The sequence below is a fragment of the Streptomyces aurantiacus genome, from assembly GCF_001418335.1.
Classification (GTDB): Bacteria; Actinomycetota; Actinomycetes; order Streptomycetales; family Streptomycetaceae; genus Streptomyces; species Streptomyces aurantiacus.
In genome coordinates this window covers 1-13,895 of sequence record NZ_LIPP01000052.1, presented here as the reverse complement: position 1 = coordinate 13,895, position 13,895 = coordinate 1, and the positions used below count along the sequence as shown (strand labels likewise).

Here is a 13,895-nt window from a genome sequence, read left to right as displayed (position 1 = left end):
CGGGGGCGGAGCCCCCGAGTCAGTGACGGGAATGGGTAGGGGCGGCGGGGGCGAGAAAAGCCCTCCGGCTCACGGACCCCTCAGCCCACCTCAGCCCATCTCAGTCAACCTCCACCACCGCCTGCGCGAACTGCGCCTGGTACAGGCGCGCATACGCCCCACCCGCCGCCAACAGCTCCGCGTGCGCCCCCTGCTCCACGATCGCCCCGTCCTCCATCACCAGAATCGTGTCGGCGTCCCGGATCGTCGACAGACGATGCGCGATGACGAACGACGTCCTCCCGTGCGCGAGCTTCGCCATCGCCTTCTGGATGAGCACCTCGGTCCGCGTGTCCACGGAACTCGTCGCCTCGTCGAGGACGAGGATCACCGGATCGGACAGGAACGCCCGCGCGATCGTGATCAGCTGCTTCTCACCCGCGCTGACCCCCGACCCCTCGTCGTCGATGACGGTGTCGTACCCGTCCGGCAGCGTCCGGACGAACCGGTCGGCGTGCGCGGCCCGCGCCGCCTCCTCGATCTCCCCGCGGGTCACCTCCCGTGACTGGGAGGCCCCGTACGCGATGTTCTCCGCGATCGTCCCCCCGAACAGCCAGGTGTCCTGCAGCACCATGCCGATACCGGCCCGCAGGTCGTCCCGGGACATCGTGGCGACATCGACCCCGTCGAGGGTGATCCGCCCGCCCGTCGTCTCGTAGAACCGCATCAGCAGGTTGACCAGCGTCGTCTTGCCTGCGCCCGTCGGTCCCACGATGGCCACCGTGTGCCCGGGTTCGACCGCCAGCGACAGGTCCTCGATGAGCGGCTTGTCCGGGTCGTACCGGAAGGAGACCCCTTCCAACGCCACCCGGCCCCGCAGCTCCTTCGGACGCGCCCCCGTGACGGGGTCGGCCTCCTGCTCCTCCGCGTCAAGCAGCTCGAAGATCCGCTCCGCCGACGCGACGCCTGACTGCACGAGGTTCGCCATGGAGGCGACCTGGGTGAGCGGCATGGAGAACTGCCGGGAGTACTGGATGAAGGCCTGCACGTCACCGATCGACAGCGAGCCGGACGCGACCCGCAGCCCGCCGACCACCGCCACCAGTACGTAGTTCAGGTTCGACACGAACATCATCAGCGGCTGCATGACGCCGCTGTTGAACTGCGCCCGGAACCCGGCCTCGTACAGCTTCTCGTTCTCCTCGGCGAACTGCGCCGCCGACTCGTCCTGCCGTCCGAAGACCTTGACCAGGTTGTGCCCGGTGTACATCTCCTCGATGTGCGCGTTGAGCTTGCCGGTGGTCCGCCACTGCTGCACGAAGTGCGGCTGCGACCGCTTGCCCACCCGGGTGGCGACGAAGAACGACAGGGGCACGGTGACCAGCGCGACGAGCGCCAGCAGCCACGACACCCAGAACATCATCGCCAGCACACCGACGATGGTCAGCAGCGAGTTGACGAGCTGGCCCATCGACTGCTGGAGGGTCTGCCCGATGTTGTCGATGTCGTTCGTGGCGCGGCTGAGCACCTCACCGCGCTGCCGCTTGTCGAAGTACGAGAGCGGCAGCCGCGACAGCTTGGTCTGCATGTCCTCGCGCAGCTTGAACATGGTCTTGTTGACGGCCCGGTTCACCAGCCGGGTCGCCACGGTCATCAGCAGGCCGGCCACCAGGAACGCCGCGAGGGCGATCCCCAGCACCTCGCCGACCGCGCCGAAGTCGATGCCCTCACCCGGCGTGAAGTCCGTCCCGGAGAGCATGTCGGCCATACCGCCGTCGCCGCGCTCCCGCATCCCCGCGAGGACCTCGGCCTTCGTCTGCCCGGCGGGCATGTCCCGTCCGACGATCCCGGCGAAGACGAGGTCGGTGGCCCGGCCCAGGATCTTCGGGCCCACGACCGACAGGCTCACACTGCAGACCACGGCGGCGAGCATCACGTAGAGCGTGGCGCGTTCCGGCCTGAACTGCCCGAGCAGCCGTTTCCCGGACTCCTTGAAATTCATCGAGTGCTGGTCGGGACCGCCCCCGGCCATCATCCGCCCCATGGGCCCGGCCATCAGGCTGCCTCCGCTTCCGTCAGCTGCGAGAGCACGATCTCCCGATAGGTCTCGTTGTCCGCCATCAGCTCGTGGTGGCGGCCGGTCCCGACGACCCGGCCCTCGTCGAGGACCACGATCCGGTCGGCGTCCCGGATGGTCGACACCCGCTGCGCGACGATCACGACGGTCGCCTCGGCGGTCTCCCGCGCGAGCGCCGTACGCAGCGCCGCGTCCGTCGCGTAGTCGAGCGCGGAGAAGGAGTCGTCGAAGAGATAGATCTCGGGACGCTGTACGAGGGTACGGGCGATCGCGAGCCGCTGCCGCTGACCGCCGGACACGTTCGTGCCGCCCTGCGCGATCGTGGCGTCGAGCCGGTTCTCAAGACCTTCCACGAATCCCTTGGCCTGCGCCACCTCCAGCGCGTGCCACAACTCCTCGTCCGTCGCGTCCGGATTCCCGTACCGCAGGTTGGTGGCCACCGTGCCCGCGAACAGGTACGGCTTCTGCGGTACGAGGCCGACCGTGCGCGCGAGCAGCCGCGGCTCGACCGTCCGTACGTCGACGCCGTCCACCAGCACCTCGCCGTCGGTGGCGTCGAACAGCCGGGGGACCAGGCCGAGGAGGGTCGACTTGCCGCTGCCGGTCGAGCCGATCACGGCGGTGGTCTCGCCGGGCAGCGCCACCAGGTCGACGGCCTTGAGCACCGGTTCCTCGGCGCCCGGGTAGCGGAACCCCGCCCCGCGCAGCTCCAGATGCCCGTGCCGCCGCAGCTCCAGGACGGGAGCCTTCGGCGGGACGACGCTGCTGGAGGTGTCCAGGACCTCTTGGATGCGCTCGGCGCACACCTCGGCGCGCGGCACCATCATGAACATGAACGTGGCCATCATCACGGACATCACGATCTGCATGAGATAGGCGAGGAACGCCGTCAGCGCGCCGATCTCCATCCCGCCGCTGTCGATCCGGTGGGCACCGAACCACACCACCGCGATCGACGAGACGTTCACCACCGTCATGACGATCGGGAACATCAGCGCCAGCATCCGCCCGGTCCCGAGCGACACCTCGGTGAGGGAGGAGTTCGCCTTGCGGAAGCGCTCCTCCTCGTACGCGTCGCGCACGAAGGCACGGATGACGCGGTTGCCGGTGATCTGCTCGCGCAGCACCCGGTTCACCGTGTCGAGGCGCACCTGCATCGTGCGGAACAGCGGCCGCAGCCGGCGCACGATGAGACTGACGCAGAGCCCGAGCACCGGCACGACGGCCAGCAGCACCCCGGACAGCGGTACGTCGAGACCGAGCGCCAGCACGATGCCGCCCACGCACATGATCGGCGCCGACACCAGCAGCGTGAACGTCATCAGCGTGAGCATCTGCACCTGCTGCACGTCGTTCGTCGTGCGGGTGATCAGAGAAGGCGCCCCGAAGTGACCGAGCTCACGCGCGGAGAACGACTGCACGCGGTCGAAGACGCCCGCCCGGAGGTCCCGGCCGACCGCCGAAGCCGTACGGGCGCCGTAATAAACGGCCCCGATGTTGCAGACGACCTGCACCAGCGAGATGCCGATCATCAGGGCGCCGAAGGACAGGATGTATCCCGAGTCGCCCGCCACGACACCGTTGTCGATGATGTCGGCGTTCAGCGTGGGCAGGTAGAGCGTGGCGCAGGTCTGCAGGAACTGCAGCAGTACGAGCAGGGCGATGGGTTTCTTGTAGGGCGTGAGGTAGGTACGCAGAAGTCTTATGAGCACGCTGGGTCTCTCGGAGTCGGTGACGGGGCGGTTGGTTGCCCCTGGCCCCTATCGTCGAACACTCCACCGGTGTTACCTCAACTGATTAACCCAAGAGAGGTCCAAGAGCGGACCGGCCCTCGGCCCGAAGTCGTAGGCCGCGCGGCTCGCCGCGAGGGCCGGCGGAGGCGCCGGACCCCTCACCGACTCGGCCTCAGGCGCGGAAGGCGCCAGGGTGGGTCTGGTTGCGCACCGACACGTACTGCTGCCGCACCGCCTGCCCCACCGCCAGCTCCTCGCCCGGCTCCAGGACCTGCGCGGCCGCGCCCTGCCAGACCGGCGGCAGCCCCGGCTGGATGGTGCCCTGCGAGACGCCGAGCGCCCAGGCGGCCTGCCGGGCCGCGCCGATCGCCGCGTAGTCCGCGGGCTGCGGCACCACGATCTGCGTACCGAGCAGCGCGGGTGCGCACGCCTGCACCGCGCCCAGCTCCGCGGCCTGGCCGAGCAGGAAGATCCGCCGCACCTCCACGCCCCGCTTGCGCAGCACGTCCAGCGCGTCGGCGAGCCCGCACAGCATGCCCTCGAAGGCGGCCCGCGCCAGATGCTCGGGCCGCATCGACTCCCGCCGCAGCCCGGCCAGCGTCCCGGCGGTGTGCGGCAGATTGGGCGTGCGCTCACCTTCGAGATAGGGCAGCAGGACGAGCCCGTGCGACCCGGGGGTGGACTTCATGGCCAGGTCGGACAGGGCCTCCAGGTCCGGTACGCCGAGGAGTTCGGCGGCGCCGCGCAGGGCCCGTACGGCATTGAGCGTGGTGACGACCGGCAGGTGCATCCCGGTCGCGTCCGCGAGCGAGGTGATCATCCCGGTGGAGTCGATCAGTGCCTCGTGGTGGACGGCCATCACGGACCCGGAGGCGCCGAGCGACACCACCGCGTCCCCGAGCCCGATGCCCAGCCCGAAGGCCGCCGCCATGGTCTCGCCCGTGCCGGCCGAGATCAGCAGTCCCTCGGGGGTCGTCCCCGCGGCCTCCCACGGTCCGAGGACATCGGGCAGCAGGGCCTGGTGGCCGAGCGCCAGCTCCACCAGGTCGGGCCGGTACGCGCCGGTCGCGGCCGACCAGTAACCGGTGCCCGAGGCGCCGCCCCGGTCCGTCGTCCGGCGTGCGGGCCTGCCGAGCAGCTGCCACACCAGCCAGTCGTGCGCCTGGAGCAGCAGGGCGGTGCGCATGGCCGCCTCGGGTTCGGTCCGCGCGAGCCAGCGCAGCTTCGTCACGGGCTGGGCGGCCTGCGGTACGGAGCCCACGGCCTGCGCCCAGGCCTCCCGCCCGCCGAGCGCGTCGATGAGATCGGCGGCGGCGACCTGGGCACGCTTGTCCCCGCCGACCATCGCGGGGCGGATCGTGTTGCCCTGGTTGTCCACCGGGACGAGCCCGTTCTGCTGCGCGGACACCCCGATGGCCTGGACGCCCTCAAGCAGCCCGCCGCCCGCGGCCTCGCCCAGGGAGAGCAGCCAGGCCTGCGGGTCGACGTCAGAGGGCCGGGTACCGTCTGCCGGGCCGTCCAGCGGATGCGGGGCATACCCCTGCCGGAGTACGGCTCCGCTGTCCGCGTCGCAGACGACGATGCGTGTGAATTCGGGCGAACTGTCCAACCCGGCGACTATCCCCATGGCGGAAATTCTGCCGTACCGCCGCGCCGGCTCGGGCCATGGGCGTCGTAGCGGTGTCCGCCGTCACGTGCCCGCGGCGCCGGCCGGGCCGGTCGCGCGGCTCCCAGCGCCCCTGGTGCCGGGGCGCTGAACCGTGCCGAAGACGTGCTGACAGTGCCTGTTGCGGCTGTTGCGGCACTAGGTGTTGGTGGTGGTGCCCCAGTCGTCCGCGGTGCGGGTGGTGCCGTGCCCGTTGCGCTCACGCAGGGAACGCACCCTCTCCGAGACCGAGTCGGGGACCCGGTCGCCCACCTTCTCGCTCACCACGTGGTAGGCCTTCCCGGCGAACTGGCGGCCCTGCTGGGCCGCGGACTCGGCGGTGTTGCGCACCGCGGGGTTCTGCGAGACCTGCCGGGCGGTCTTCCTCAACTGCTCGTAGCGTTCGCGCCCGGCACGCGTGCCGAGCACGTATCCCAGAGCCAGTCCGACGACGAACGTGAGCCGGTAGCGCATGGCGGCCACCCTTCCTCTTGTGAGTCGGTCCCTTGCGGCGGCGCCGGTCGCAGGCGGTTACCGATTGGCGGAGCACCCCCCTGCTTGCGCTAATGTATGTGTCGCAGCGAGCGCACGCCCCTTGGCGAATACCCAGGGAGGTACGTTCGATGCGAGCGAGGCAATCCCCTGTAGCTCAATTGGCAGAGCAGCCGGCTGTTAACCGGCAGGTTACTGGTTCGAGTCCAGTCGGGGGAGCTTCGGTCTTCCGTAGCTCAATTGGCAGAGCAGCCGGCTGTTAACCGGCAGGTTACTGGTTCGAGTCCAGTCGGGAGAGCAACCTGAGAAGAGGACCCCGCGAGCCCCACCGGGGTCCTTTTTCATGCCCGCGGGAACCGCTGCGCCCCAGGTGGGGTCCTTGAGGGCAGGCGAAGCCGACCATCCGAAGCAGGAGATCGTATGAGCGGCTATGCTGCGGCAGACGGCGCGCACACATGTGCGCGACGCGCCGTAATGGGGCGGTAGCTCAGCCGGTTAGAGCAGCGGACTCATAATCCGCCGGCCGTGGGTTCGAGTCCCACCCGCCCCACCACGCGCTACGCGGGGAGAAACGATCTGACCAGCAACTTTGCTGGAGGGTCGGGGGGTTGCAGGGATCTTGGCGGCCCCAATTGATCATGCATCCACGATCCTGAGGCCGGATTGAGGCCGGAGATCACGCGGCGGCGCGCACTGCCTCATCCGGGCCATCGTCGTCGGCGTCGGGGTCGCTCGCCGAGGCATCAGGCCGGCTTTCCCGAACGTGGTCCCCGTACCCGCGGGGAGGGTCCCCGCGGAACATTCCGAACCTCGCCTCACTGCCTCCGGCGCCCTGGATCTGAACGGCGACGCACCCAATGTTGGCGATGTATCTTGATGGCATACATCGTGAATGCTGGAGGTGTCCGATGTCAGTCACACAGATTGATCTCGATGATGAGGCACTCGCAGAGGCCATGCGGCTGATGGGTGTCACGACGAAGAAGGAGACGGTCAACGCGGCCCTGCGGGACTACGTGGCCCGGATCAAGCGGCTCGATGCGGCCGAAAAGCTGGCCGCACGCGGTGCGCGTGGTGAGTTCGAGCAGGCCGCGGCGGCGCATGACGCGGAGAAGCGGGCGCGACGCGAGGCCTTCGAGTGATCACGTATCTGGTGGACACCTCGGCTCTGTGGCACCTGTTTCGTACCCCAGGTGCGTTGCGTCCCTGGGAGGGACACATCGCCGCCGGGGTGCTTCATCTCTGCGAGCCGACACGTGCCGAATTTCTCTACTCGGCAACCAGCCCGTCCCATCGGGATGAGCTCGCAGAGGAACTGGACGCGCTCTGCTTGCTCTCTCCGGTTCCGAAGAACGCCTGGCGTTGGGTCGACACCGCCCAGTACAAACTCACCCAGCGGGGCCAGCATCGGGCAGCTGGAGCGATCGATCTGTTGGTGTGTGCGACAGCTGTACACCATGGGCACACCGTTCTCCATGTGGACAACGACTTCGTGACAGTGGCCGGAGTGCTCAAGGAAGTTCAGCAGCGGGACGTACGAGCCTGATCTTCTGGAGCCGGCTGGCCAACGAGCCAATGAGCAAACGAGCCCTCAGGCAGTACGTGTGGTGAGGTCCTCGTCCGTGATGGGGCGGACCACGCGGCAAGGTGTGCCGAGTGCGACGCTCATCGGCGGGATGCTGCGGCTGACGACGCTACCGGCGCCGATGACCGATCCGTAGCCGATCCGGACGCCGGGCAGGACCACCACGTTGCTGCCGAACCCGGCGTGGAACGGCGGCAGTAGCACCGTGCGTTCACCGACGGAGCCGAAGATCGCAACGAGCAGCGATCGGCGCCTCTCGCTTTCGCTCGGGGGCGTTCGGTTGTACTCGAAAATCTGGTCCGTACGGCGGCGCGAGGCCTGGAAGGCCGCTTCGGACTCCGTGTAGACGAGCCCCTTGGCGATCCGGTCGAGAACTTCTTCGTGGTGAGTGTCCGCCACAGCGGGATATTTCCTTTCGTCTGAGGTTCTTCGTCTGATGCTTCAAGCCGGCCCGGGGCCCGCGGCGGAGCGGCGTGCTGAGCGTGCTGAGACCTTGCCGTACCGTCAATTTTCCCGTTCCAACTCGGCTATCCGCCTGGCGTATTCTCGGGCTATCGCCTCGTTGGGGGCGGCGCTCTTCGCCGACCGGTACGTCTTTGCCGCCTCGCGGGTTCGGCCGAGGCGGTGCAGTGCGTCCGCGCGGACGGCGGACAGGGCGTGGTGGCCGGCCAACTCCTTGGGCATGTTCAGGGCTTCGACGGCGTCCAACTGCGTCTGGGGACCGTCGCGCATTCCCAGGGCGACCGCGCGGTTCAGGGCCACCACCGGATTCGTACGCAGGGCGAGGAGACGGTCGTACAGCGCCACGATGGCCCCCCAGTCGGTCGCGGCGGCGGCCGGGGCGAGGGCGTGCTGCGCGGCGATCGCCGCCTGGAGCGCGTAGGGGCCGCCCGACGCGACCGTCTCGCGGGCGAGGCCCACGCCCTCGGAGATGAGCGAGTGGTCCCAACGCCCGCGGTCCTGGTGCTCCAGGGTGATCAGGCCGCCGTCCTCGTCGAGCCGGGCGGCGCGCCTGGAGTGCTGGATCAGCAGCAGCGCGAGCAACCCCCGTGCTTCCGGTTCCTCCGGTGCCTCGGCGGCGACGAGCCGGGCGAGCCGGATGGCCTCCTCGGCGAGCGGGTCGCGGAGCGTGCTCCCGTCGCTGGGCGCGTACCCCTCGGTGAACACGAGGTAGATGACGGCGAGGACTCCGTCCAGCCGTTCCGCGCGGGCCCCGGGCGGCGGAACCCGGTAGGGGATTCCGGCGGCCGCGATCTTGCGCTTGGCGCGCAGGATCCGCTGCGACACGGTGTCCTCACCGACCAGGAAGGCGCGGGCGATCTCGCGCGTCGTAAGGCCACCCACCGCGCGGAGGGTCAGCGCCACCCGGGATTCGAGGGGGAGCGCCGGGTGGCAGCAGGTGAACACCAGTCGCAGCCGCTCGTCTCCGGGCGGCGGCGGTTCGCGGACCGCCTCCAGCGCGGCGACCTCGACCAGCTTGCCGCGCTCGGTCGTCCGGCGGCGCAGCACGTCCAGGGCGTGGTGCCGGGCGGCGGTCACCAGCCACGCACCCGGTCTGCGTGGCACCCCGTCACGCTCCCAGGCCGGCAGGGCGCGGGCGAACGCCTCCTGCGCGCAGTCCTCGGCCAGTTCCCAGTCGCCGGTGAGGCGCACGATCGTGCCGAAGACAACACCCCACTCGCCGCGATACGCCTCGGCGAGCGCCGCCCGGACGTCTGCCGGCCCGGTCCTCACGAGAAGTCCGTCCAGAATTCGCGCAGTTCGGCGATGCCGGACCGGGCCATGGGACAGCGGGAGAGGTAGTCGATCGCTTCCTCCCACTCACCGTCGATGAACACGACCCCGGTCACCCACTCCGGCACGTCGGTGTACGCGCCGTCGGTGATCAGCAGTTCCCCTCCGCGGCGCCGCACGAGGGTGGCGTCCTGGACCGGACTCAGGTGCTCGCCGCCGAGGTAACGGCCGGAGGCGAGACCCTCGCGGACCCACTCCGCCACCGAGGCGGGATCAGGGGTGTAGGACGGAGCGCTCGGGTCCGTCCGGAGGATCCCGAGAAAGCGCGCGGCGGGCGCGTCGCCCTCGTGCGGGACGTTTTCGGTGCCCCGTCCGAGATCGAGGGCTTCGACCGGCCGGATCTCGATGCGTCCGCCGGTCGCCATCGGGTGCGAGGCCGCGACCTCGATCGCCTCGTCGAGGTCGGCGGCCTCGACGAGGTCGTACCCGGCGATCCACTCGGTCGTCTCGGCGAACGGGCCGTCGGTGACCAGCACCCGGTCTCCGCGGACACGGACTGTCCTGGCTTCGGCGACCGGCTTGAGCGGCATCCCCTCGATACGGACGCCACTCTCGCTCCACCTCTCGACCCATGCCCCCGGGTTCTCGTCGGTCGACTCTCCGGCGGGGTCGGTGGCGACGAACAACATGTACCTCATGACCGTTCTCCTTCCGAACGTCCGAAGTTCCGAACCTCGGAACTTCCGAACGTTTCATGAGGACGACGAAGGGCCATCGCCGAATCCGACACAGCGGCGAAGATTTCTTTTGCCGACAACTCCGTATCTGTCAGTAACTGTCAGTAACTGTCAGTGGTGGCCGCGGTTGGAGACCTTGGACGTGCCGTAGCCCTGCGCCGTCACCTCCAGGTCTCCCGGGTGCCGGTCGTCGCGGGGGCAGGAGACCGTCACCTCCCGCTCCTCTCCCGGCAGCAGCCACAGGTAGTTGTCGGAGTAGCGAGCGGGCAGGACCCGGTCGCCGGAGCGGTGGTCGCGCAGCGCCAGCCTGACCATGGGCGCCACGGAGCGGCCGTTGTTGCGGACCCGGACGGTGAGGGCGATCCGGCCGTCGCGCTGCGCGGTACGGCCGCCGGACACCTCCAGCCTGGCACCGGTGAGGGCGTTCAGGGCCTGGAGATCCTTCGGCCGGTCGTAGCGCCAGTACGTGTTCTCCGACAGCGTGCGGCCGTCGGCGCGGGTCATACGCAGCCGTACCAGGTGCAGCGGGTGGCCCTCGGGCTCCGCCACGGTGAAGGCCGAAGCCGTCGAGGAGGCCGCGAGGTCGATCTTCCGGCGCTGCGGGTCGGCCAGCCGGCGCCCGGACAGGTCCAGGACCTCGGCGCGGACCTCGACCCCGCGCAGCCGCTCGGCCGTGTGGTTGACCGCGACGACCTTCCAGTCGACCGGGTCGGCCTGGACGTGGAGGGCCTCGCTGCCGGACCGGGCGCCGTAGTAGGTTCCGTTGACGTCCAGGTCGTAGTCGTACGTCTGCCACACGGTGCTGTGCCAGGCGGGGTTGGACATCCACAGCAGCAGGCCGCCGGCGTCGTTCCACAGGTTGGCGTTCCACGCCTCGAAGATGGCCCGCATGGACTCGAAGTTGACGAACTGCGCCTTGGTGCAGAAGTCCTCCAGTGAGGCGGACTCGCCCAGACGCTCGTCGATGGCCGCCTTGTAGCTCTGCGGGTTCTGGCCGCCCCGTTCCAGCCAGTCGTGGTGGTTCCACACCAGGCCGATGGGCCACTCCTTCTCGCCGCCGGCGAGACTGCGCATGCTCTCCGCCACCGACACCGTCGGAATGCCGATCTCGGTGTGGAAGCCGAAGGTGCCGTGCGCGTACAGGTCGGGGTCGAAGTACCGCTTGGGGTCGACCCAGGCGTACGGGCCGCTGCCGCTGACCACTCCGGACGCCGAGTTGCTGATGTACGTCACCCCGGGGTGCTCCTGGGCGACGGCGTCGCGGGCGCCCGCGTCGCGGGCGCCCGCGTCGATCTCACCGGACGGGGTCCCCTCGTTGGCGCCGCACCACACCACGACGCACGGATGCGACCGGTAGCGGCGGACCGTGTCGCGCACGTGGTCGAGGTAGAGGGTGTGGTTCGGCGGGTCCAGGAACCAGGCGTTCCAGAAGTCGTTCCACACCAGGAGCCCGTTCTCGTCGCAGCGGGCGTAGAACTCCTCCCGGTTGCTGCTCCCGAGCCAGTTGCGGATCATCGTGAAGTTCATGTCGCGGTGCATCCCGACGACCGCTTCCATCCGCCCGTCGCCCATGCGGCGCAGCAGTTCGTCCCAGCCCCAGTTGCCGCCGCGGCACATGACGCGTACGCCGTTGACACTGATCTGGAGCTGCTTCGGCCGGTTGTCGACCGCCTTCACGTCCGTCCACCGCTCCCCGTCGTCGGAGACCTGGACGGTGAAGGTGAGCGCGTACGCCGTCTCCCACAGCAGACCGATCCGGTCGAAGTCGCGGCCCTCGCCGAGGTCGATCCGGATCCACTGGTCGTCGGTGTACGACGACGACCAGCGGGTGTTGTCGTCGCCGTCGACGGCCGCCGCGGCGGGGTTGGACGCGTTGTCGGTGGAGGACGCCGACGCCGGGGCCCGCAACGCGAGATCGGTGTCCGGGTTCGCGCTGTCCGTGACCGACAGACGCCACAGGGAGGCCCCGTAGCCGGTGGCACGGCGGCCGGCCAGGACGCGGACCCATCGGGCGTGCTGCCGGTCGATCTCCACGGTCTGCTCGAAGCGGTTGGCGCCGGGTTCGAAGACGACCGGGTTCTCGGAGGCGTAGTCGTACGGGCGCAGCCCGACGCGCAGGGTGCGCTCGTCGCTGACCTCGCGGCCGACCGACGTGGTGATCTCCAGGTCGTGCAGGGCGGGGTCGCCGTAGCCGTTGGGCCACCACAGCTCGGGGTCCCGCAGGCGCAGGGCGGGAAAGTCCTTCGGCGCGAAGACGACGTCCGTACTCTCGCCGCCGGCGACCTGGACCTTCCTGCTGACGCGGGCTCGGCCGAGCCGGGCCGCGACCGTCACCGTGCGGGCGTCCGGGGCCGCGTTGCGGACCGGCACGGTGACGGTGACCTCGGCGCGTGAGCGGTCCGGCAGGCCGGGCAGCACCGTGCCGACGTGCGGGTCGCCGATGACGGCGTCGCCGGTGGAGCGCAGCCGGACATGGTTCCAGATGCCCATGACCCGGTCGCGTACGGCGGGCATCCAGTCCCAGCCGGACACCGCCAGATAGGTGGGCCCGTTGCGCATCATCGTGTCCGAGCCGGCGTCGGCGTAGGAGAGGCCGTCGGCGCCGCGGTCGCCGGGGCTCCCGGGGAACGGCATGTGGTCCATACGGACGGCCAGCACGTGCTCACGGCCCTCGGTGAGCTGCTCGGTCACATCGAAGGCGCCACGGTCGGTGGGGTGATCGAGCTCGCCCACCTTGGTGCCGTCGAGCCAGACCTCGGCCTTGTGGTTGATGCCGTCGAACTCCAGCCAGACGCGGTCCCGGCCCTGGCCCCGACCCCGGCCCCGGGCCGCGAAGCCGCGGGGGACGGCGAACGTACGGCGGTACCACCACGCCGATCTGCCGAGCGCCTCGGGTATCCGGAGGTTGTCCATGCCCTTGACCGGGTCGGGCAGGTGCCCCTCGGCCACCAGCGAGGCGAGGATCGTGCCCGGAACCTGTGCGCGCAGCCAGCGGTCGGTGTCGACACCGGGCGAGGAGAGCCGCGCCCCGTCGTCGGTGCCGGCGAACTCGTCGAGGGTGACGTTCCAGCCCGACTCGATCGGTACGGTGCCGTCGTCGGCCACCTTCAGCGCGGGCACCGCTCGGGCACCGCTGGTCCACTCCGTCCAGCCCGTGGCCCGCGGGCGTCTGCCGATGGCGGTGCCGAGCACCTGGAAGGAGTTGAGGCCGAGCGGGTTGTCGTTGGACAGGCCGGTGGCGGTCATGCGGATCCAGCGGGTGGTCACGGGTTTGTCCAAGGTCACCTCGACGGTGCCGCCCGTGGCGGTGGTGCCCTCGTGGACCCGCTGCCAGTTCTTGCCGTCCGGCGAGACCTCGATGCGGTACCCGGTGGCGTAGCTGGAGAGCACCTCCCAGCCGGTCGTGCCGGCCCGGGGGTTGATGCCGCCGGACGGTTTGTACACGGTGTCGCCTTCGGCCGCCTCGAAGACGAGGACGGCGGAGGTGACCCGGCAGCTGCCTTGCAGGTCGACCGCGACCCACTGCGGTTCCCCGGTGTCCGCCGCCCGCCAGCCGCTGCCCGTGACGCCGGTCCGGCTCATGCGGTCGGTGACGAAGTGGGCGGGCGTGGGCGCGTACGCGGTCGAGGAGACCTGGACGGGGCGGTACAGCGCGAGGTCGGCGCCGGTTGCCGTGGCGTCGGCGGCCGTGGTGTCGGCGACGGGTGCGGCGGAGGCGTTGCCGGGCAGCGCGCCCACCAGGCTCACGCTCGCGAGGACGGTGGCCGACGCGGTGAGAAAGGTGCGGCGCGAGTGATCCGCATCCGTGGTGGCGGCGCCTGCTTGGTCGTCGCGCATACGTACTCCTTGATGGGTGGTTCCGCTCTGGACAGGAGAAGGAGTGGGGGAGACGTGGGGATGAGGGGGAGAGGGA

General features: G+C 70.0%; 10 protein-coding genes and 3 tRNA genes. 5 read left to right on the top strand and 8 right to left on the bottom strand.

The window, feature by feature from the left end; genetic code table 11:
• Window positions 1-100: 100 nt before the first annotated feature.
• From AOK01_RS08240 to AOK01_RS08225, 4 genes are all read right to left on the bottom strand, one after another.
• The gene (locus AOK01_RS08240; RefSeq protein ID WP_055510006.1) at window positions 101-2,035 is read right to left on the bottom strand and encodes an ABC transporter ATP-binding protein; all 1,935 of its coding nucleotides are present in this window, start codon (window positions 2,033-2,035) and stop codon (window positions 101-103) included.
• On the bottom strand, window positions 2,035-3,768 hold the full coding sequence (locus AOK01_RS08235) for an ABC transporter ATP-binding protein (RefSeq protein WP_055510004.1): 1,734 nt from the start codon (window positions 3,766-3,768) through the stop codon (window positions 2,035-2,037). Before AOK01_RS08235 ends, AOK01_RS08240 begins: the two co-directional genes overlap by 1 nt.
• A gap of 193 nt (window positions 3,769-3,961) precedes the next feature.
• Entirely contained in the window at window positions 3,962-5,416 is a 1,455-nt protein-coding gene (locus AOK01_RS08230; protein ID WP_055510001.1) for an FGGY family carbohydrate kinase, read from the bottom strand.
• A 177-nt stretch (window positions 5,417-5,593) separates the two neighbouring features.
• Window positions 5,594-5,908, bottom strand: coding sequence for a YtxH domain-containing protein (locus AOK01_RS08225; RefSeq protein ID WP_055509999.1), 315 nt, complete (start codon window positions 5,906-5,908; stop codon window positions 5,594-5,596).
• A gap of 164 nt (window positions 5,909-6,072) precedes the next feature.
• Between AOK01_RS08225 and AOK01_RS08220 the strand changes: the two genes are divergently transcribed.
• The 5 genes from AOK01_RS08220 to AOK01_RS40760 all read left to right on the top strand — a co-directional run bounded on the left by AOK01_RS08220 (window position 6,073) and on the right by AOK01_RS40760 (window position 7,472).
• Window positions 6,073-6,145 (top strand) — tRNA-Asn (locus AOK01_RS08220).
• Window positions 6,146-6,151: 6 nt separating this feature from the next.
• A tRNA-Asn gene (locus AOK01_RS08215) sits at window positions 6,152-6,224 on the top strand.
• Window positions 6,225-6,402: 178 nt separating this feature from the next.
• Window positions 6,403-6,479 (top strand) — tRNA-Ile (locus AOK01_RS08210).
• Between the two features lie 355 nt (window positions 6,480-6,834).
• Complete coding sequence (locus tag AOK01_RS08205; RefSeq protein ID WP_055509997.1) at window positions 6,835-7,068, top strand: type II toxin-antitoxin system VapB family antitoxin; 234 nt, start codon at window positions 6,835-6,837, stop codon at window positions 7,066-7,068.
• The gene (locus AOK01_RS40760; protein WP_079103255.1) at window positions 7,065-7,472 is read left to right on the top strand and encodes a PIN domain nuclease; all 408 of its coding nucleotides are present in this window, start codon (window positions 7,065-7,067) and stop codon (window positions 7,470-7,472) included. Before AOK01_RS08205 ends, AOK01_RS40760 begins: the two co-directional genes overlap by 4 nt.
• 45 nt (window positions 7,473-7,517) lie before the next feature.
• On the opposite strand, the gene AOK01_RS08200 is transcribed toward AOK01_RS40760, so the two are convergent.
• From AOK01_RS08200 to AOK01_RS08185, 4 genes are all read right to left on the bottom strand, one after another.
• Window positions 7,518-7,910, bottom strand: coding sequence for a maltose acetyltransferase domain-containing protein (locus tag AOK01_RS08200; RefSeq protein ID WP_055509995.1), 393 nt, complete (start codon window positions 7,908-7,910; stop codon window positions 7,518-7,520).
• A 105-nt stretch (window positions 7,911-8,015) separates the two neighbouring features.
• On the bottom strand, window positions 8,016-9,245 hold the full coding sequence (locus tag AOK01_RS08195; protein ID WP_055509993.1) for an RNA polymerase sigma factor: 1,230 nt from the start codon (window positions 9,243-9,245) through the stop codon (window positions 8,016-8,018).
• Window positions 9,242-9,943, bottom strand: a complete 702-nt coding sequence (locus AOK01_RS08190) for a YciI family protein (RefSeq protein ID WP_055509991.1) — start codon at window positions 9,941-9,943, stop codon at window positions 9,242-9,244. The genes AOK01_RS08195 and AOK01_RS08190 overlap by 4 nt, the downstream gene beginning before the upstream one ends.
• Window positions 9,944-10,093: 150 nt before the next feature.
• Window positions 10,094-13,819: a discoidin domain-containing protein gene (locus tag AOK01_RS08185; protein ID WP_055509989.1), complete on the bottom strand. Its 3,726-nt coding sequence runs from the start codon at window positions 13,817-13,819 to the stop codon at window positions 10,094-10,096.
• Window positions 13,820-13,895 lie beyond the last annotated feature (76 nt).